Annotated in this window: 17 protein-coding genes; 11 read left to right on the top strand and 6 right to left on the bottom strand. The window is 66.9% G+C overall.

The window, feature by feature from the left end; all coding sequences use genetic code 11:
• Positions 1-35: 35 nt before the first annotated feature.
• From BLS81_RS02115 to BLS81_RS02105, 3 genes are all read right to left on the bottom strand, one after another.
• Positions 36-425, bottom strand: a complete 390-nt coding sequence (locus BLS81_RS02115) for a glycine zipper 2TM domain-containing protein (protein WP_093220104.1) — start codon at positions 423-425, stop codon at positions 36-38.
• A gap of 189 nt (positions 426-614) precedes the next feature.
• Positions 615-1,088, bottom strand: coding sequence for a vgr related protein (locus BLS81_RS02110; RefSeq protein WP_093220102.1), 474 nt, complete (start codon positions 1,086-1,088; stop codon positions 615-617).
• Positions 1,085-1,525, bottom strand: a complete 441-nt coding sequence (locus tag BLS81_RS02105) for a copper chaperone PCu(A)C (protein WP_256326029.1) — start codon at positions 1,523-1,525, stop codon at positions 1,085-1,087. The genes BLS81_RS02110 and BLS81_RS02105 overlap by 4 nt, the downstream gene beginning before the upstream one ends.
• A 161-nt stretch (positions 1,526-1,686) precedes the next feature.
• Between BLS81_RS02105 and dnaK the strand changes: the two genes are divergently transcribed.
• Both dnaK and dnaJ read left to right on the top strand, forming a co-directional pair.
• Positions 1,687-3,585, top strand: coding sequence for a molecular chaperone DnaK (gene dnaK, locus BLS81_RS02100; RefSeq protein WP_093220099.1), 1,899 nt, complete (start codon positions 1,687-1,689; stop codon positions 3,583-3,585).
• A 63-nt stretch (positions 3,586-3,648) separates the two neighbouring features.
• Complete coding sequence (dnaJ, locus tag BLS81_RS02095) at positions 3,649-4,776, top strand: molecular chaperone DnaJ (RefSeq protein WP_093220096.1); 1,128 nt, start codon at positions 3,649-3,651, stop codon at positions 4,774-4,776.
• Between the two features lie 561 nt (positions 4,777-5,337).
• On the opposite strand, the gene purB is transcribed toward dnaJ, so the two are convergent.
• Positions 5,338-6,651 carry an adenylosuccinate lyase gene (gene purB / locus BLS81_RS02090; protein WP_093220094.1) on the bottom strand — a complete coding sequence of 438 codons (1,314 nt, stop codon included), beginning with the start codon at positions 6,649-6,651 and terminating at the stop codon, positions 5,338-5,340.
• 298 nt (positions 6,652-6,949) lie between these two features.
• On the opposite strand from purB, the gene BLS81_RS02085 reads away from it, so the two are divergent.
• Positions 6,950-7,354 (top strand): EF-hand domain-containing protein, encoded by a 405-nt coding sequence (locus BLS81_RS02085; protein ID WP_256326028.1) that lies wholly within the window; start codon positions 6,950-6,952, stop codon positions 7,352-7,354.
• 82 nt (positions 7,355-7,436) lie between these two features.
• On the opposite strand, the gene BLS81_RS02080 is transcribed toward BLS81_RS02085, so the two are convergent.
• Both BLS81_RS02080 and radC read right to left on the bottom strand, forming a co-directional pair.
• A complete protein-coding gene (locus BLS81_RS02080) occupies positions 7,437-9,224 on the bottom strand; it encodes an aspartyl protease family protein (protein ID WP_093220091.1) in 1,788 nt (595 codons plus the stop codon).
• A 16-nt stretch (positions 9,225-9,240) separates the two neighbouring features.
• A complete protein-coding gene (gene radC / locus BLS81_RS02075) occupies positions 9,241-9,924 on the bottom strand; it encodes a RadC family protein (RefSeq protein WP_093220088.1) in 684 nt (227 codons plus the stop codon).
• Positions 9,925-9,992: 68 nt separating this feature from the next.
• Between radC and BLS81_RS02070 the strand changes: the two genes are divergently transcribed.
• The 8 genes from BLS81_RS02070 (at position 9,993) to BLS81_RS02035 (ending at position 16,434) form a co-directional block, all read left to right on the top strand.
• On the top strand, positions 9,993-13,178 hold the full coding sequence (locus tag BLS81_RS02070; protein WP_256326027.1) for an intermembrane phospholipid transport YdbH family protein: 3,186 nt from the start codon (positions 9,993-9,995) through the stop codon (positions 13,176-13,178).
• A gap of 56 nt (positions 13,179-13,234) precedes the next feature.
• On the top strand, positions 13,235-13,408 hold the full coding sequence (locus tag BLS81_RS02065; protein WP_338061587.1) for a YnbE family lipoprotein: 174 nt from the start codon (positions 13,235-13,237) through the stop codon (positions 13,406-13,408).
• Positions 13,408-13,794 carry a YdbL family probable chaperone protein gene (locus BLS81_RS02060; protein WP_093220083.1) on the top strand — a complete coding sequence of 129 codons (387 nt, stop codon included), beginning with the start codon at positions 13,408-13,410 and terminating at the stop codon, positions 13,792-13,794. Before BLS81_RS02065 ends, BLS81_RS02060 begins: the two co-directional genes overlap by 1 nt.
• A gap of 249 nt (positions 13,795-14,043) precedes the next feature.
• Positions 14,044-14,331: an AtpZ/AtpI family protein gene (locus BLS81_RS02055; RefSeq protein WP_256326025.1), complete on the top strand. Its 288-nt coding sequence runs from the start codon at positions 14,044-14,046 to the stop codon at positions 14,329-14,331.
• Positions 14,328-15,107 (top strand): F0F1 ATP synthase subunit A, encoded by a 780-nt coding sequence (locus BLS81_RS02050; RefSeq protein ID WP_093220078.1) that lies wholly within the window; start codon positions 14,328-14,330, stop codon positions 15,105-15,107. Before BLS81_RS02055 ends, BLS81_RS02050 begins: the two co-directional genes overlap by 4 nt.
• Positions 15,108-15,166: 59 nt before the next feature.
• Positions 15,167-15,379, top strand: coding sequence for a F0F1 ATP synthase subunit C (locus tag BLS81_RS02045; RefSeq protein WP_010164404.1), 213 nt, complete (start codon positions 15,167-15,169; stop codon positions 15,377-15,379).
• 16 nt (positions 15,380-15,395) lie between these two features.
• Entirely contained in the window at positions 15,396-15,890 is a 495-nt protein-coding gene (locus BLS81_RS02040; RefSeq protein ID WP_093220074.1) for a F0F1 ATP synthase subunit B family protein, read from the top strand.
• Positions 15,891-15,903: 13 nt separating this feature from the next.
• Complete coding sequence (locus BLS81_RS02035) at positions 15,904-16,434, top strand: F0F1 ATP synthase subunit B family protein (RefSeq protein ID WP_256326024.1); 531 nt, start codon at positions 15,904-15,906, stop codon at positions 16,432-16,434.
• The last annotated feature ends 113 nt before the right edge of the window (positions 16,435-16,547 follow it).

Raw genomic sequence — 16,547 nt, 5'->3', positions numbered from 1 at the left:
GGTAGCGGGGGGCGCGTTCCGCGCCCCCGCAAAGGTCAGCAGCCGTTGCGGCGGTTCTGCGCGCGGTCGTGGTTCTTGTCGAGCGTGCGGCCGAGCAGCGCGCCGCCGACGCCGCCGGCGATCGTGCCGAGCGTGCCGCCGCCGAGCACGTTCCCGAGCACCGCGCCGCCCGCACCGCCGGCGATCGTCCCGGTCGTGCCGCTGCTGCGCTTGCAATCCTGGTAGTAGCGGCGGTCGTTGCGATACCGGCGATCGTTGCGATAGCCACGGTCGCCGTACGACGTCCGATTGTTGTAATACGCATCGCGCTCGGCCTGGTCGCGATGCCACTGGCTGCCGCGGTCGTAATCCTGGCCGCCGGCGAAGGCGGTGGTGGGGACTGCGACGGTTGCGATCAACGTCGCCATTGCCAGCTTCTTAAACATCGCTCGGTTCCTTCGTTCTATTCGTTTCGGATGTGGCGTGCCAGATCAAACACCGCAGGATGCCAGAAGTTCAATCTACCGTGCCCCGAAATGAACCGGCTGGCGCGGCATGATGGTTTTCGCTTTGGCCCTACCCCCTGACCGCCTTAGCCGCAGCGGCTAACGCGGGCGCAGGGAAGGGGGCTGGGCTTAAACCCGCGCGCTCGGCGCGAACGGCAGCATCCCTTCGTAAACGTCCAGCGCGGCCGCACCGATCACGCGGCCGCCATGGCGCAGCACGAAGGCATGCCGCACGATTTCGGCCTGCTGCTCGATGCCGTAGCGCGCGAACGGCAGGCCCGGTCGGATCGCATAATGGTAGCGCGAGAACGGATGCCGCCGGATCGGCAGGAACAGCCCGCATTGGTGCTGCCAGACATGGACCATCTCATGAATGAACAGCGCCTGCGCACCAAGCGGCGCGCGCGAGAAATCGTCGCGATAGGCGGTACCCTTGGGATGGAAGTGGATGTGCCCGCGAGGCGCCATCACGGTGTCGCGCGGCTGGAAGAAGGCCCATTTGCCGAGCACGATCCGCACCGGCGCGTAATCGATCGCGTCGCCGAACACGCCGCGCGCGAGCGCGATCTCGCCGTCGGTCAGCGGCCGCGCCGCCTGGCTCAAAACTTCGGCGCGGGGTCGCCGGCGGCGATCACCATCGCATCATATTCGTATCGCGAGCCGTCCGAGAAGGTGAAGTCGATCGTCATCGTCTTGCCGGGCTTGATCGCGGGATTCATGTCGAACAGCATCACGTGCATCCCGCCGGGCTTGAACGCCACCGTACCGCCCGCTGGCAGCGCGACCCGGTCGAGCGGCTTCATCGCGGACATGCCGCCCGCCATCGTCGACTGGTGGATCTCGGACTTGATCGCGAATTCGGTATGGACCGAGATCAACGTCATGTCGGCAGGGCCGCCGTGCAGCGTGAAATACGCCGCCGCAGGCCGCCCCGGCGTCGCCGCCAGGCGAACGTAGCCGTGGTCGATATAGAATTGTGCGGGTTGGCTACAGCCACCCAGACCCAGCAGGATCGCAATCAAAAGGCCGAGGATGCGCACACGAACTCCCGCTTCGGGATAGGATCGTCACTTCCTAGGCGCGTGGAAATCTTGCGACAAGCGAAAGCCCCCCTATATCCGGCGAGTAAAGCGCGGTGTCGCCCATTCGGGGGCGCCGCCAGTGTTGCAAACTTGAACAAGACGGGGGCCGTAGAGGACCAATGGCAAAAGTAATCGGTATCGATCTGGGCACGACCAATAGCTGTGTCTCGGTGATGGAGGGCGGCAAGCCCAAGGTCATCGAAAACGTGGAGGGCGCGCGCACCACGCCGTCGATCGTCGCCTTCGCCAAGGATGGCGAGCGGCTGGTCGGCCAGCCGGCCAAGCGCCAGGCCGTCACCAACCCGGAAAACACCATCTTCGCGGTGAAGCGCCTGATCGGCCGCCGCTTCGACGATCCGATCACCAAGAAGGACACCGAGCTGGTTCCTTACAAGATCGTGCGCGGCAACAACGGCGACGCGTGGGTCGGCGCCGGCGGCAAGGAATATTCGCCCTCGCAGATCAGCGCCTTCACGCTCCAGAAGATGAAGGAGACCGCCGAGGCCTATCTCGGCGAGACGGTGACGCAGGCGGTCATCACCGTGCCGGCCTATTTCAACGACGCGCAGCGCCAGGCGACCAAGGACGCCGGCCAGATCGCGGGCCTCGAAGTGCTGCGCATCATCAACGAACCGACCGCGGCGGCGCTCGCTTACGGCCTCGACAAGGACACCAACAAGACCATCGCGGTCTATGACCTTGGCGGCGGCACGTTCGACATCTCGATCCTCGAGATCGGCGACGGCGTGTTCGAGGTGAAGGCGACCAACGGCGACACCTTCCTCGGCGGCGAGGACTTCGACAACAAGCTGCTCAACTTCCTGGCGAGCGACTTCCAGAAGGCCGAAGGCATCGATCTCACCAAGGACAAGCTGGCGCTCCAGCGTCTGAAGGAAGCGGCCGAAAAGGCGAAGATCGAGCTGTCGTCGGCGGCGACCACCGAAGTCAACCTGCCGTTCATCACGGCGGACGCGACCGGCCCGAAGCATCTCGTCAAGTCGATCTCGCGCGCCGATCTGGAGCGTCTGGTCGAAGATCTGATCCAGCGCACGCTCGAGCCGTGCAAGAAGGCGCTCGCCGATGCCGGCGTCAAGGCGTCGGACATCAGCGAAGTCGTCCTCGTCGGCGGCATGACGCGCATGCCCAAGGTCCGTCAGGTCGTGAAGGACTTCTTCGGCAAGGAGCCGCATTCGGGCGTCAACCCCGATGAGGTCGTCGCGATGGGCGCGGCCATCCAGGCGGGCGTGCTGCAGGGCGACGTCAAGGACGTGCTGCTGCTCGACGTGACGCCGCTGTCGCTCGGCATCGAGACGCTGGGTGGCGTGTTCACCCGCATGATCGACCGCAACACGACGATTCCGACCAAGAAGTCGCAGACCTATTCGACGGCCGACGACAACCAGAACGCCGTGACGATCCGCGTTTTCCAGGGCGAGCGCGAAATGGCGGCGGACAACAAGCTGCTCGGCCAGTTCGATCTGGTCGGCATTCCGCCGGCGCCGCGCGGCGTGCCGCAGATCGAGGTGACGTTCGACATCGACGCCAACGGCCTGGTCAACGTGTCCGCCAAGGACAAGGGCACTGGCAAGGAACAGCAGATCCGTATCCAGGCCTCGGGCGGTCTGTCGGAGCGCGACATCGAGCAGATGGTCCGCGATGCCGAGCAGTTCGCCGAAGAGGACAAGAAGCGGCGTGAATCGGCCGAGGCGAAGAACAACGCCGAAAGCCTCGTCCACACGACCGAGCGCCAGCTCGCCGAGAATGGCGACAAGGTCGACGCGTCGCTGAAGGGCGAGATCGAGGACGCGATCACCGCGACCAAGACGGCGATCGACAGCGGCGATGCCGAGGCGATGAAGGAGAAGGCCGCCGCGCTCGCGCAAGTCGCGATGAAGCTCGGCCAGGCGATCTACGAGAAGCAGGCGCAGTCCGAGGCGTCGCCTTCGGCCGGCGCCGAGGCTCCGCACGAGGACGTGGTCGACGCGGAATTCTCCGAAGTCGACGACACCAAGGCGTAATCTGTTGCGCTTGCCCGGCTGTCCCCGCATCGTGCGGGGGCGGCCGGGGGGCGGGGGCCATGTATGACCACCGAAGTCGATTTTTACGAACTGCTTGAATGCGAACGCACGGCGGACGATGCCACCATCAAGGCGTCGTATCGCAAGCTCGCGATGAAATATCACCCGGATCGCAACGCCGGGTGCAAGGATTCCGAGGGCCGCTTCAAGGCGATCGGCGAGGCCTATGAATGCCTCAAGGATCCACAGAAGCGCGCGGCCTATGATCGGTTAGGCCATGCCGCGTTCCGCAATGGCGGGCCGGGCGGCGGGCACGGCGGCGCGCAGGATTTCGGCGCGTTCAGCGATATCTTCGAGAACATCTTCGGCGAATTCATGGGCGGCGAACGCGCCGGTGGTGGCCGCAGCGGGCCGCGACGCGGCGCGGATTTGCGCTACGACATGGAGATCACGCTGGAGGAGGCGTTCACCGGCCGCTCGACCGACGTAACGGTCGATGTGTCGGCGGTGTGCGAAACCTGCGAGGGCAGTGGTGCCAAGCGCGGCACCAGCGCCAAGACCTGCACCACCTGCGCCGGCCACGGCAAGGTGCGCGCGCAACAGGGCTTCTTCGTGGTCGAGCGGACCTGTCCGTCGTGCCACGGCGCGGGGCGCGTCATCGCCGATCCATGCGGCACCTGCCACGGCGAGGGCCGGGTCGAGCGTACCAAGACGCTCACCGTCAACGTGCCGCCTGGCGTGGACGAGGGCACGCGCATCCGCCTGACCGGTGAAGGCGAGGCGGGGCTACGTGGCGCCCCGGCGGGGGATCTCTACATTTTCCTCCACGTCGCCCGACATCCCCTGTTCGAGCGCGAGGGCACGACGTTGCTCGCGCGCGCGCCGGTCAGCTTCACCACGGCGGCGCTGGGTGGCGAGATCACGATTCCGGGGCCGGATGGGCAGCAGCATCATATCAAGATCCCGGCCGGCACCCAGCATGGCCGCGAACTCCGTCAGCGCGGCGCCGGCATGCCGGTGCTGCAAGGGCGCGGGCGCGGCGATCTCGTCGTGCGGATCGAGGTCGAGACGCCGACCAAGCTCACCGCCCGCCAGCGTGAATTGCTCGAAGAGCTGCGCGCCACCGAAACCGGTTCGGAAACGCCGCAGAGCGCGGGCTTCTTTCAGAAGATGAAGGAAGCTTGGGGGTGATGCGCGCGCGCCGCTATCTGGCGGCGCGCGGGATGCGTTGGGCGCAGGCTCGCCCAAGGACCGCAGATGCGGTTCGGCGTGTGCGCCAATGTAAATGATGTGGAATTGTCGTGAGCCTGCCGTCGAACCGACGCGGGCTGCACGTTTTTCGATCCCGCCGGCCCGTTCCGCCCCTCGTGAAAAGGGGCGGGGTGGGCCGATGGATCAGAGGACGAGAACCTCGACCACCAGCGCGACACCCGCAACAGCGAAGATGCTGCCGACGAGGTTCTGAAGGATGCGCATGGTAGGGTCTCCAGCCGGTCAATTCCGGCTCGGCGCCTATTTGGAGATTGTTGCTTCTTCGCGCAATTTTATTACACACATTCGCACGTGCAGCATTTGCACGTTGAACCGTGCATGATGCGCGACGAGTGGTTTATTGGCGCGAAAGTCGGTTGCTTCAAACGCCCAGTCGTCACCCCAGCGGACGCTGGGGTCTCTCGTCGATAGGACGCGCCATCTCGCGGGGAGATGCCAGCTTGCGCTGGCATGACGATTGGAGGTGGGCTGATCGACGTCTTACGCCCCGAACACCCGCGTGAAGATCGTATCGACGTGCTTGAGGTGGTAGCCGAGGTCGAACTTGTCCTCGATCTCCGCGATCGATAGCGCCGCCGTCACGTCGGCATCCGCCTTGAGCAACTCGAGCAGCGACAACTCGCCGTCCGACTCCCACACTTTCATCGCGTTGCGCTGGACGAGGCGATACGCATCCTCGCGGCTCACGCCGGCCTGGGTTAGCGCGAGCAGCACGCGCTGCGAGTGGACGAGGCCGCCCATCTTGTCCAAATTCTTCTGCATCCGTGCCGGATAGACCAGCAGCTTCTCGATCACGCCGGTCAGCCGCGCGAGCGCGAAGTCGAGCGTGATCGTCGCGTCGGGGGCGATGTAGCGCTCGACCGAGGAGTGGCTGATGTCGCGCTCGTGCCACAAGGCGACATTCTCCAGCGCGGGCACGACGGCGCTACGCACCATGCGCGCGAGTCCGGTGAGGTTCTCGGTCAGCACCGGATTGCGCTTGTGCGGCATCGCCGACGACCCCTTCTGGCCGGGCGAGAAATATTCCTCGGCCTCGAGCACTTCGGTGCGTTGGAGATGGCGTACCTCGACCGCGAGCCGCTCGATCGACGAGGCGATCACCCCGAGCGTCGCGAAATACATCGCGTGGCGGTCACGCGGGATCACCTGGGTAGAGACCGGCTCGACCGCCAGCCCGAGCTTGGCCGCGACATGCGCTTCGACGGCGGGGTCGATATTGGCGAAGGTGCCGACCGCGCCCGAGATCGCGCAGGTGGCGATGTCCGCGCGCGCCGCCTCCAGCCGCGCCTTGCAGCGGCTGAACTCGGCATAGGCTTCGGCCATCTTGAGCCCGAACGTGACCGGCTCGGCGTGGATGCCGTGGCTGCGGCCGATCGTCGGCGTCATCTTGTGCTCATAGGCGCGCGTCCGAATCGCGGCGAGCAGCGCGTCTAGGTCGGCGAGCAGGATGTCGCTCGCGCGGGCGAGCTGCACCGACAGGCAGGTGTCGAGCACGTCGGACGAGGTCATGCCCTGGTGCATGAAGCGCGCTTCGTCGCCGACCTGCTCCGCCACCCACGTCAGGAACGCGATCACGTCATGCTTGGTGACCGCCTCGATCGCGTCGATCGCGGCGACGTCGATCGTCGGGTTGGTCGCCCACCAGTCCCACAGCGCCTTGGCCGCGGATTTCGGCACGACGCCGAGTTCGGCGAGCGCTTCGGTGGCGTGTGCCTCGATCTCGAACCAGATGCGAAACCGCGCCTCCGGGGTCCAGATCGCGGTCATGTCGGGGCGGGAATAACGGGGGACCATCGGGATTCCTTTGCGCGGGGCAGGCTCGGATCACCGCAGAATCGAAACGGACTCGCGATGACCCGCGCGTTAGCAGGGACGAGCCGAACCTTCAAATGTCGTTACGGTGAACCATCTTGTTGGATGAGGGGTTCTTATCTCGAATGTTCTCGCAGTCATGATTGCCGCGATGAGCATGACAGGTTCAGTAACTACAATGGAGAGTTATATGAAAAAGGCAATTCTTCTGTGTGCGGCGATGAGTTTTGCTGCTCCCGCACTTGCACAGTCCCCGCAGGCGGCGCCGCAAGCCTCGCCGATGACTCAGGCCGCTCCCGCGCCGACTGACGCGCCGGCTGCAACCGACCCGTCCGCGGCCGCTCCGGCCCAAGCCGCACCTGCCGCGCCCACCGATACCGCGCAGGCTCCGGCGCAGACCACCGGCCAGACCGCGCAGCAGCCCGCCGCCGGCGGCGCGCAGGTGGCGCAAGTCGTCGACAGTGAATTCGCGACCTACGACAAGGACAAGAACGGCGTGCTGAGCAAGGCCGAGTTCGGCGACTGGATGGTTGCGCTCAAGACCGCGAGCGATCCCAGCACCAAGGCTGACGCTCCGGCCACCAAGACCTGGGTCGGCCAGGCTTTCGCCAGCGCCGACAAGGACAAGAGCAGGACCGTCTCGAAGACCGAACTGACCGGCTTCCTGTCGCAGGGCCAGTCGTAAAGTTCTAACGAAGGCCGCCGGACCGCCAGGTCCGGCGGCCTCCCGTCACCACGCGGCGGCCCCGGCCTGCGCCGGGGCGACGTCATGGAATGACGTGAAAGCGTTTCGCTTCGGCCACGATGTCCGGGTAAAGCGCAACCGCCGCCGCCTTGTCGGCCTCACCCGCATCCTTCTGGCCGAGCGCGATCTTCGCGAGGCCGCGACCGTAGAGCGACCATGCCAGCTTGGGATTGATCGCGAGTGCCGCATCGTAATCGGCGATCGCCGCCGTCGGATCACCCTTGCGCAACTGCACGAGGCCGCGACTGTCTAGGAACATCGGCTGCTTCCCGGCACGTTTCAGCGCACGGCTGCAATCATCAAGCGCGGCATCGAGATCGATCCCCGCCTGCGCGCGTATCCAGCAGCGGGCGTTGAGCAGACGCGGGAGCGCGCTATCTTCCTGATGGCTGGCGATAACCGGGCCAAGCAGCGCGACCGCCCGGTCCGGCTGATCGAGCCGGGCGAGCAAGCTCGCGATCGGCAGCATCTCCAGCGAGGTCGCGGGGGTGGCGCGCGCGGCCGCATCCGCATCGGCGAGCGCGCCGACGCTGTCGCGCTCGCGCATCCGCAGGATCGCGCGGATGCGGAGCAGCGCGCCGTCGTTGGGCGCAAGCTGTAGCGCGCGCTCGATATCGGTCCGCGCGAGGCCGCGCTGCCCGCCGGCCTGATAGGCAAGCGCACGGTCGCGGTAATACTCGGCATGATCGGGGGCGAGGGTGATCGCTCGCGTCAGATCGTCGATCGCGCCGGGGAACGCGTGCTGCGCGATCCGCGCACTGGCACGTCGGGCGAACTCGTCCGCGGTCTTGGGCGCGGCGCTGTCCGTCACCGGCGCGACGCGATGGATATCGGCAGGCAATGGCGCGCCTGCGGAGGCGGTCGGAACCGGCGTAGAGCCCATGCTGCGGAAGGGCTTGCCGCCGCTATAGGTAAAGTAAATCCGGCGTTGGCCGCGCGCGACGTAGATGTGGTGCGCGAGCATATAGTCCGCGCCGATCAGCATGTCCGGGGCATTGCTGCTGGCGGTGATCGGCCCGTCGATCACGTCCAGGCGTGTCTTCAATATGGTTTCGTCGCCGATCGCCACGCTCTCGACCGGTACGGCCCAGCCGGGTGTGGAGCGCCGGCCGAAGCCACCGATGCCGCGGATCGGCGTGACGTTCGGCCCATTCAGCGCGATCCCGGCCCTTTCGGCGGCGCGGCGGCTCAGCAAGGTGTTCGGCGCCCCGCTGTCATATTCGCCCTCGATCGCCACGCCGTTGATGCGGACCGTCACGCGGAACATCCGGTTCTGCGGATTCTCCTGCTGCTCGAGCGGGGCGGTGAAGAACGGCTTGCCCGCCGCCCAATACGCGATGGCGGTGGTGTTGCAATCATGCGGCCGGATCAGCTTGACCGAGCCGCCGGCGAGATCGAACTCGGTATCGGTGATCGCGAGCAGGTTGCGCCCGATCAGCCCGTTGCCGACATCGCTGCCGCCGACGAGGAACTGCACGTCGGTGAGCGACTTGTCGGCGATCCCGAACGTTTTCACCGTGACCAGATCGGTCGACGAATCGCCGCCGATGCCGACCAGCCTCAGCCCGAATGGCGCGGCGCCGATCTTCAGCCCCAGTTCGATCGCCTTCGCCTTGGGCATGATGCTGAAGAAAGCGCCGCTATCGAGCCATAGCCGGGTTTCTATGGTGTTGATCTTCACCGGCACGCTGGCGCGCATTCCCTGCATCGTTACCGGCAGATCGGCGAGGACGCCGAGCTTGCATTCGGCGGCGGCGGCTGGCGTGGCGGGCAGGGCAAGTGCGGCGAGCAGAAGCGAAACGCGAGTCATCCCGGTCCCCCTGGTGTCAGATCAGTCCCATCGCGCGTAAACTGGAATGTCCATCGCTACCAATGATGATATGGTCATGGAGCGTGATGCCGAGGCGTTTGCCGGCCTCGCCGACCTTGCGCGTGATGTCGATATCGGCGCGGCTCGGCGAGGGATCGCCGCTCGGATGGTTGTGGACGAGGATGATCGCCGCCGAGCCGAGATCTATCGCGCGGCGGATCACTTCGCGGGCATAGACCGGCGCCTCGTCGACCGAGCCTTCGTTCATCACCTCATCGCGGATCAGCATGTTGCGCGCGTTGAGGTGAAGCACGCGCACCCGCTCGATCCGGTGATGCGCCATGTCGGCGCGCAGATAATCGAGCAGCGCCTGCCAGTTGGCGAGCACGGGCCGCGCCGCCACCTCGGCCTTGACCAACCGGATCGCAGCCGCGTGCGCGATCTTGATCGCCGCGACGGAGGTCTCGCCCATGCCCGGCATGCGCGCCAGCGCTTCGGGATCGGCGGTGAGCAGTCCACCGATTCCGCCGAACTCGGCGAGCAGCGCCTTGGCGAGCGGCTTGGTGTCGCGACGCGGGATCGCGAGCGCGAGCAGATATTCGATCAGTTCGTGATCGAGCAGCCCTTCACCGCCGCGCTCGATGAGCCGCTTGCGCAGCCGGGCGCGATGGCCCGCGTGGTCGGATTCGGGAACTGTCATCGCTGTTCCTGCGATTAATCCGCGTTGCGGTCGCGTGCAATCGCCGGAGATCCGACTAAAGGAGAAGCATGAGCGGGCGTGCAGGCGATGGCGTGACGGCAGAACCGACCGAACAGCCGTTGGCCGAGCCGGCGCCGCCGCGTATCGGCTTCACGCGGCTGCGGCGCATCCTGCTGGTCTTGGCGATCATGCTGCTGGTCGCGCTGGTGACGGCGTGGACCCAGCGCAAGCAGATCGCGCGCGGTTATGTCGACCGCTTCCTCGCGGCGCATGGCGTGCCGGCGCGATACCGTATCGCCGACCTGGGCCTGAACCGACAGCGGCTGACCCATGTCGTGCTGGGCGATCCCGCGCATCCCGATCTCGTCGCGGACTGGATCGAACTCGATACGGTGCTCGGCACCGGCGGGGCGCGAGTGACGGGGCTGCGCGCCGGGCATGTCCGCGTGGCGGCGCGGCTGGCGGATGGAAAGCTGTCGCTCGGCACGCTCGACCGGCTGATGCCGCCGTCCGGCGGTGCTGCGCCGTTCGCGCTGCCGGCGATCCGGCTCGATGCCGACGACGTGAGAATGCGGCTCGAGACACCCTACGGCGTGGTCGGCGCGAAATTCTCCGGGCGCGGGCGCCTCGACGATGGTTTTTCCGGGCGGGTGACGGCGGTGAGCGAACAGCTTGCGAGCGGCGGCTGTACGCTCAGCGACCCGGCGCTGTCGCTCACGCTGACGACCATCGCGGGACGACCGACGATCGCGGGGCCGGTGCGCGCCGCCCAAGGCACGTGCAGCGGCGTCACCGCGCGCTTCCCGGCAGCGACGATCAACGTGACGCTGGGCGCGCATCTGGAACGCTGGAACGGCGAGGTCCGGCTCGCGCTGGACTCCGCGACCAGCGCGGGCGCGCGCGCGGAGGCGATCGGCGGCATGATCGGCTTCACCGGCACGCCGCGCGGCACGAGTGGCACGGCCGATCTGCGGACCGGCGCGGCCACCCTGCCCGGCGCGACGGGGCGCGGCCTGGCGTTCGCGGGGCGTTTCGCGGTCGCTGGCGGGCGGAGCCAGGCTTCGGGCACCTTACGCGGCACCGGCATCACCGCCGACGCCGCCTTGCGCCGTCGCGTCGCCAGCTATCGCAGCCGCGACGCCAGCACCCCAGTCGCGCCGATCCTAGACGGCCTGGCCCGCGCGAGCGAAGCCGCGCTGCGTTCCGCCGACTTCGATGCGGATGTCGCCGCCACGCTCGACGGTGCGCGCGGGCGTGTGACGCTGACGCGGCTGGACGCCCACAGCGCATCGGGTGCGCGGCTGGCGCTCTCGGGTGGCAAGGGTGTCGCATATGGCTGGCCGGGCGGGGGCGCGCGGATCGACACCGAGGCGGCGCTCGACGGCGGCGGCTTCCCGGCTACCCGCCTCACGCTCGCGCAGGGCCGGCCCGGCGCCGCGATCGTCGGCATGGCGACGGTCGCGCCGTACACCACCGGCGGCGCGACACTCGCCCTGACGCCGGTGCGCTTTTCCGCCACGCCCGGCGGCAACACGCATGTCGAGACCCGTGTCGCGCTGTCGGGGCCGCTCTCCGGCGGGCGCGTCGAGCGGCTGACGGCGCCGCTGTCGCTCTACTGGAACGGTCGCGACCGCGTGATCGTCAATCCCTCCTGCACGCCGCTCGCGGTCGCGCGGGTTACCGTGTCGAGCCTCGCGCTTGATCCCGCGAAGCTCACCCTGTGCCCTGTCGGCGCGGGCTTGGTGACGCTCGCTGACGGGCGGCTCGGCGGCGGCGCGCGCCTGCCCGCGACCGATCTCCGTGGCAGCATCGGCGGTGCGCCGCTCGCGCTGTCGGCGCGCGGCGGCAGCGTACGGCTGGGTACGACCGGCTTCGCGCTCGCGGGTGTCTCGGCGAGGGTCGGACCGGCCGATCGCCAGACCCGGCTCGATTTTGCCGCGCTCGACGGTCGCATGGTCGGAAACGCTCTTGGCGGCGGCTTCACCGGCGGCGGTGGCCGGATCGCCAATGTGCCGCTCGCGCTTTCGGGTGCCGCCGGACGCTGGCGCTTCGCCGCCGGAAAACTCGCGCTCGACGGGGCTTTAAGCGTCGCCGACAGCAACGCGACGCCGCGTTTCAAGCCGCTCGTCGCCAAAGCGGTCACGCTTACGCTCGCCGACGGCAGGATCATCACCACCGGCACGTTGGTCGAGCCGACCAAGCAGGTCAAAGTCGCCGACGTGAGTATCGTCCACGATCTCGGCGATGCATCGGGTCATGCCGATCTCGGCGTACCGGGGATCACCTTCGACAAGACGTTCCAGCCGGACGCGCTGACCCCGCTCACCTTCGGCGTGATCGCCGATGTCGCGGGCACGGTGAAAGGCGAGGGGCATATCCGCTGGGACAAGGCGGGCATCACCAGTAGCGGCGTGTTCCGCACGGAGCGCACCGATCTCGCGGCCGCGTTCGGCCCCGTCACGGGCATCGCGGGCACGATCCGCTTCACCGATCTCCTTGCGCTTGAAAGCGCGCCCGCGCAGACCATCACCGTCAAGACGATCAATCCCGGCGTGCCGGTCAACGACGGCACGATCCGGTTGCAGACGCTCGCCGGCGCGCGGGTGATGGTCGAGGACGGGCGTTGGCCGTTCGCGGGCGGCGCGCTGGTGCTGGAGCCGACGTTGCTCGACTTTTCGCAGCCGGTCGAGCGGCACATGACCTTCCGGGTCAACTCGCTCGACGCCGCGCAATTCCTGCAGCAGTTCGACTTCAAGAATCTCGATGCGACCGGCAGCTTCGACGGCGTGTTGCCGATGATCTTCGACGAGAGCGGCGGGCGGATCGAAAATGGCCGGCTGACCGTGCAGGACGACGGCGGCACGATCGCCTATGTCGGCGAGGTGAGCCAGAAGGATCTCGGCGCCTGGGGCAATTTCGCGTTCCAGGCGCTCAAGTCGCTTCGCTATGGCAGCCTCGGCGTGGTGATGAACGGCCCGCTCGCCGGCGAGATGATCACCGAGGTCAAGTTCGCCGGCGTTGCGCAGGGCAAGGGGGCCAAACGCAACTTCCTGTTCGACCGGCTCCAGAAGCTGCCGCTCGTCTTCAACCTGACGATCCGCGCGCCCTTCCGCCAACTCATCGATTCGGCGCAGTCCTTTTACGATCCCGAGCGGCTGATCGAACGCAACCTGCCCGCGCTGATGGAGCAGCAGCAGCGCAAGGACGCCGCGCGAATCCCCGTTCAGCCTCCCGCAAGCGAGACCGTGCCATGACCGAAACAGGATTGACGAAGCCGATGCGGAGACCGACGAGCCACAGGATGAAGAAAATGACGATGATCGCCGGCGCGCTGACGCCGATGCTGGCCGGGGGGTGCGTCAACGTCACCGCGCCCGACAAGCCGATCGTCATCAATCTCAACATCAGCGTGACTCAGGAGGTCGTCTATCGCCTCGATGGCGAGGCGAAGTCGTTGATCCAGTCGAACCCGGGGATTTTCTGATGAAAACCGTTCGTAGCATCGTCGTCATCGCCGCCGCGCTCGCCGCGGCCCAAGTCGTCACGGTGGCGCCCGCCCTAGCGCAGCGCGACCCCGCCTATCAGGCGGCGCGTTCGGCTGGCCAGATCGGCGAGCAGCCTGATGGCTATCTCGGTGTGGTCGGGGCGGCGAGCCCCGAGCTGCGCGCGCTGGTCAACAACATCAACATCCAGCGCAAGGCGAAATACACCCAGACCGCCGCCGCTGGCGCGACCGTCGAGCAGATGGCCTTCACCTCCGGCTGCCGACTGATCGCGGCGACGGTGCCGGGCGAGAAGTATAAGACGCCCGCGGGCATCTGGGCGACTCGCACCGCCGCCCCGCCCGAGCGTGATTCGCGCTGCGTTTGAGGAATATCGGTCCGCTCGCCTCGGCGCGCGGACAAACGCGGCCGTATGCGAGCGCTATCATAGATAAACCGGCGATGCCGCCACGGTAAATGTCGGGTGACACAGCGGAAATCCTTGCTTTGCCGTGGCTGCCGTTGCGGTTGACTTGGCTGCACCCCTTTTCTAAACGCACCGGCAACGGGGGTGATGCCCCATGTTTTCGTCGTCGCGCACCGCGCGGCGGCGTTTTCTTATCAGGATGCTGGGGTGTTGGCCGACCTTCGTCACAATGACGATCTAGATCACCGTATCGCGCAGGCGAAGGCGGCGGACGAGATGCGTGTGGCGAAGCCGGTCAAGCCGCAGCCGAAGGGGTATGCTCAAGGGTCGCGCGTGCTGATGGAACTCATCGGCGCGCCGCTCGGCGGCGGTATCCTCGGCTGGGCGATCGATCACTGGTTCGGCACCAGCCCCTGGGCGTTGCTGATCCTCCTCACGCTCAGCATCATCGCCGCTTTCCGCAACATCTACCGTATTTCGAAGGAGCGCGCCGAATGAGCGCCGGCAGAATCGACCCGATGGAGCAGTTCCACGTCGCGCCTTTGACGCGACCGATCCATCTTGGCGCCTTCGACATCTCCTTCACCAATTCGGCGCTGTTCATGGTCATCGTGGGCGGCCTGCTCGCCGTACTGGTGAGCGGCGGGCTCAAGCGCCAGTTGGTGCCGGGCCGCTGGCAGGCGCTGGTCGAGATGATGGTCGGCTTCATCGACAATATGGTCGGCACCAGCATCGGCAAGGGCGGCAAGAAGTTCGCGCCCTACATCTTCTCGCTGTTCTTCTTCATCCTGATTTCGAACCTGGTCGGCGTGCTGCCGCTCGCGATCGTGCCGGGGCTGCACACCTTCGCGGTGACCAGCCACATCACGGTGACGGCCGTGCTCGCGTTCTTCTCGTTCGCGATCGTGCTGGTCGTCGGCTTCGCCAAGCACGGCCTCAAGTTCTTCTCGCTGTTCGTGCCGCACGGTGCGCCGGCGTGGCTCATGCCGGTCATCATCCCGGTCGAGTTCGTCTCGTTCATGGTGCGCCCGTTCAGCCTCGGCCTGCGACTGTTCGTGGCGATGACGGCGGGGCACATCCTGCTCGAGGTGTTCGGCAGCTTCGTGGTGCAGGGCCTCAACGCCGGCGGCGCGCTCGGCCCGGTCGTCGCGATCCTCAGCTTCATCATGATCGTTGGCGTCAGCGCGCTCGAATTGCTGGTCTGCGCGATCCAGGCTTATGTGTTCGCGCTGCTGACCTCGCTTTACCTTCACGACGCGGTGCATCTGCACTAAGTCCGTATCATTGACCTATCGTATTTCTCAGGGAGTTTACCATGACTGATCTTGGCGCAATGTACATCGGTGCCGGCCTCGCAGCGATCGGCGTCGGCCTCGCCGCGCTTGGCGTGGGCAACGTGTTCGGCTCGTTCCTCGAAGGCGCGCTGCGCAATCCGGGCGCGGCTGATGGCCAGCAGGGCCGTCTGTTCATCGGCTTCGCCGCGTCGGAACTGCTCGGCCTGATCGCGTTCGTCGTCGCGATCCTCATCCTCTTCGTCGTCAAGTAAGCGAAGAGACACCGAGATGCCGCAGCTATCCCAGATCAGCGAGATCTACGCCTCGCAGCTTTTCTGGCTCGCGATCGTATTCGCGCTGATCTATTTCGGGATCGGCAAGGCGATGGTCCCCAAGATCGAGCGCACGATCGACGATCGTGACGCGCGCATCTCGGGGGACATCGCCGCGGCGGCGGCCGCGCGGGACACCGCGCGCGCCGACGAGGAACGCTATCAGGCGGGCCTCGATACCGCCCGTGCGCAAGCGTCCAAGGCGGTCGCTGAAGCGAAGGCGAGCGCGACCGCTCAGGCCGAGACTGCGCTGAAGGCGGGCGACGCGGCGGCGGCGACACGGCTGGCGGAGGCGACCCAAGCGGTTGCCTCGGCCAAGCAGACCGCCGTGTCCGAGATTGAAACCGCGACGGTTGAAGCGGTTGAATCGATCCTCGCCAAACTGTCCGGCGTCACCGTCGATCGCGCGCGGATCGAACAGCAGGTGAAGGCGGAACTGGCGCATGGCTGAAGGGCACCCCACCATGACGGCTCGCACCGGCACCGTTGAACTCCACCATGAGCTCGCGTTCATGGGCATCACCCCCCCGATGTTCGTCGCTTTGTCGATGCTCGTCGTGATCGGCATCATCATCGCCGCCAAGGTGCCGAAGATGATCGCGGGTATGCTCGACGCGCGCATCGCGACGATCAAGACGCAGCTTGAGGAAGCCTCGAAGCTGCGCGCGGAAGCCGAGGCAGCGCTCGCGCAGGCCAAGGCGCGCAACGCCGCGAGCGCGGGCGATGCCGCCGCGATCGTCGCGCATGCGGAGGCCGAAGCCAAGGCGATGCTCGCCAAGGGGGAAGCCGACGCCGCGGATCTCGTCAAGCGCCGACAGCAGATGGCCGAAGACAAGATCGCCGCCGCGGAACGCACCGCCATCGCCGAAGTCCGCGCGATCGCCGCCGATGCGGCGACGCGCGCCGCCGCGACCATCCTCGCGGAGCAGCATGGCGCCGATGCCGACCGGGCGCTGGTGGATCGCACCATCGCTGGGCTTGGACGGCTGAACTAAGCCATCCTGCACCGTTCGTCCCGATCGTCGTCGAGGGACAGGCCCGGACCGCAGGTGTCTCGATTTCGCTCGACACGAACGGTTTGGGCTGGTGCCTTTGTGCTCCGGCGACC

Source organism: Sphingomonas sp. NFR15 (assembly GCF_900103265.1).
Taxonomy (GTDB): Bacteria; Pseudomonadota; Alphaproteobacteria; order Sphingomonadales; family Sphingomonadaceae; genus Sphingomonas; species Sphingomonas pollutisoli.
The sequence above is the reverse complement of the archived record's forward strand: the minus strand, read 5'-3'. Positions and strand labels throughout refer to the sequence as shown.

Excerpts from the sequence above, each read along its gene's own strand:
- BLS81_RS02115 (WP_093220104.1), bottom strand. The coding sequence starts at position 425 with ATGTTTAAGAAGCTGGCAATGGCGACGTTGATCGCAACCGTCGCAGTC.
- dnaJ (WP_093220096.1), top strand. The coding sequence starts at position 3,649 with ATGACCACCGAAGTCGATTTTTACGAACTGCTTGAATGCGAACGCACG.
- radC (WP_093220088.1), bottom strand. The coding sequence starts at position 9,924 with ATGACAGTTCCCGAATCCGACCACGCGGGCCATCGCGCCCGGCTGCGC.
- BLS81_RS02035 (WP_256326024.1), top strand. The coding sequence starts at position 15,904 with ATGACGGCTCGCACCGGCACCGTTGAACTCCACCATGAGCTCGCGTTC.
- BLS81_RS02080 (WP_093220091.1), bottom strand. The coding sequence starts at position 9,224 with ATGACTCGCGTTTCGCTTCTGCTCGCCGCACTTGCCCTGCCCGCCACG.
- BLS81_RS02045 (WP_010164404.1), top strand. The coding sequence starts at position 15,167 with ATGTACATCGGTGCCGGCCTCGCAGCGATCGGCGTCGGCCTCGCCGCG.
- BLS81_RS02040 (WP_093220074.1), top strand. The coding sequence starts at position 15,396 with ATGCCGCAGCTATCCCAGATCAGCGAGATCTACGCCTCGCAGCTTTTC.
- BLS81_RS02070 (WP_256326027.1), top strand. The coding sequence starts at position 9,993 with ATGAGCGGGCGTGCAGGCGATGGCGTGACGGCAGAACCGACCGAACAG.
- BLS81_RS02050 (WP_093220078.1), top strand. The coding sequence starts at position 14,328 with ATGAGCGCCGGCAGAATCGACCCGATGGAGCAGTTCCACGTCGCGCCT.
- BLS81_RS02085 (WP_256326028.1), top strand. The coding sequence starts at position 6,950 with ATGACTCAGGCCGCTCCCGCGCCGACTGACGCGCCGGCTGCAACCGAC.
- dnaK (WP_093220099.1), top strand. The coding sequence starts at position 1,687 with ATGGCAAAAGTAATCGGTATCGATCTGGGCACGACCAATAGCTGTGTC.
- purB (WP_093220094.1), bottom strand. The coding sequence starts at position 6,651 with ATGGTCCCCCGTTATTCCCGCCCCGACATGACCGCGATCTGGACCCCG.
- BLS81_RS02060 (WP_093220083.1), top strand. The coding sequence starts at position 13,408 with ATGAAAACCGTTCGTAGCATCGTCGTCATCGCCGCCGCGCTCGCCGCG.
- BLS81_RS02065 (WP_338061587.1), top strand. The coding sequence starts at position 13,235 with ATGACGATGATCGCCGGCGCGCTGACGCCGATGCTGGCCGGGGGGTGC.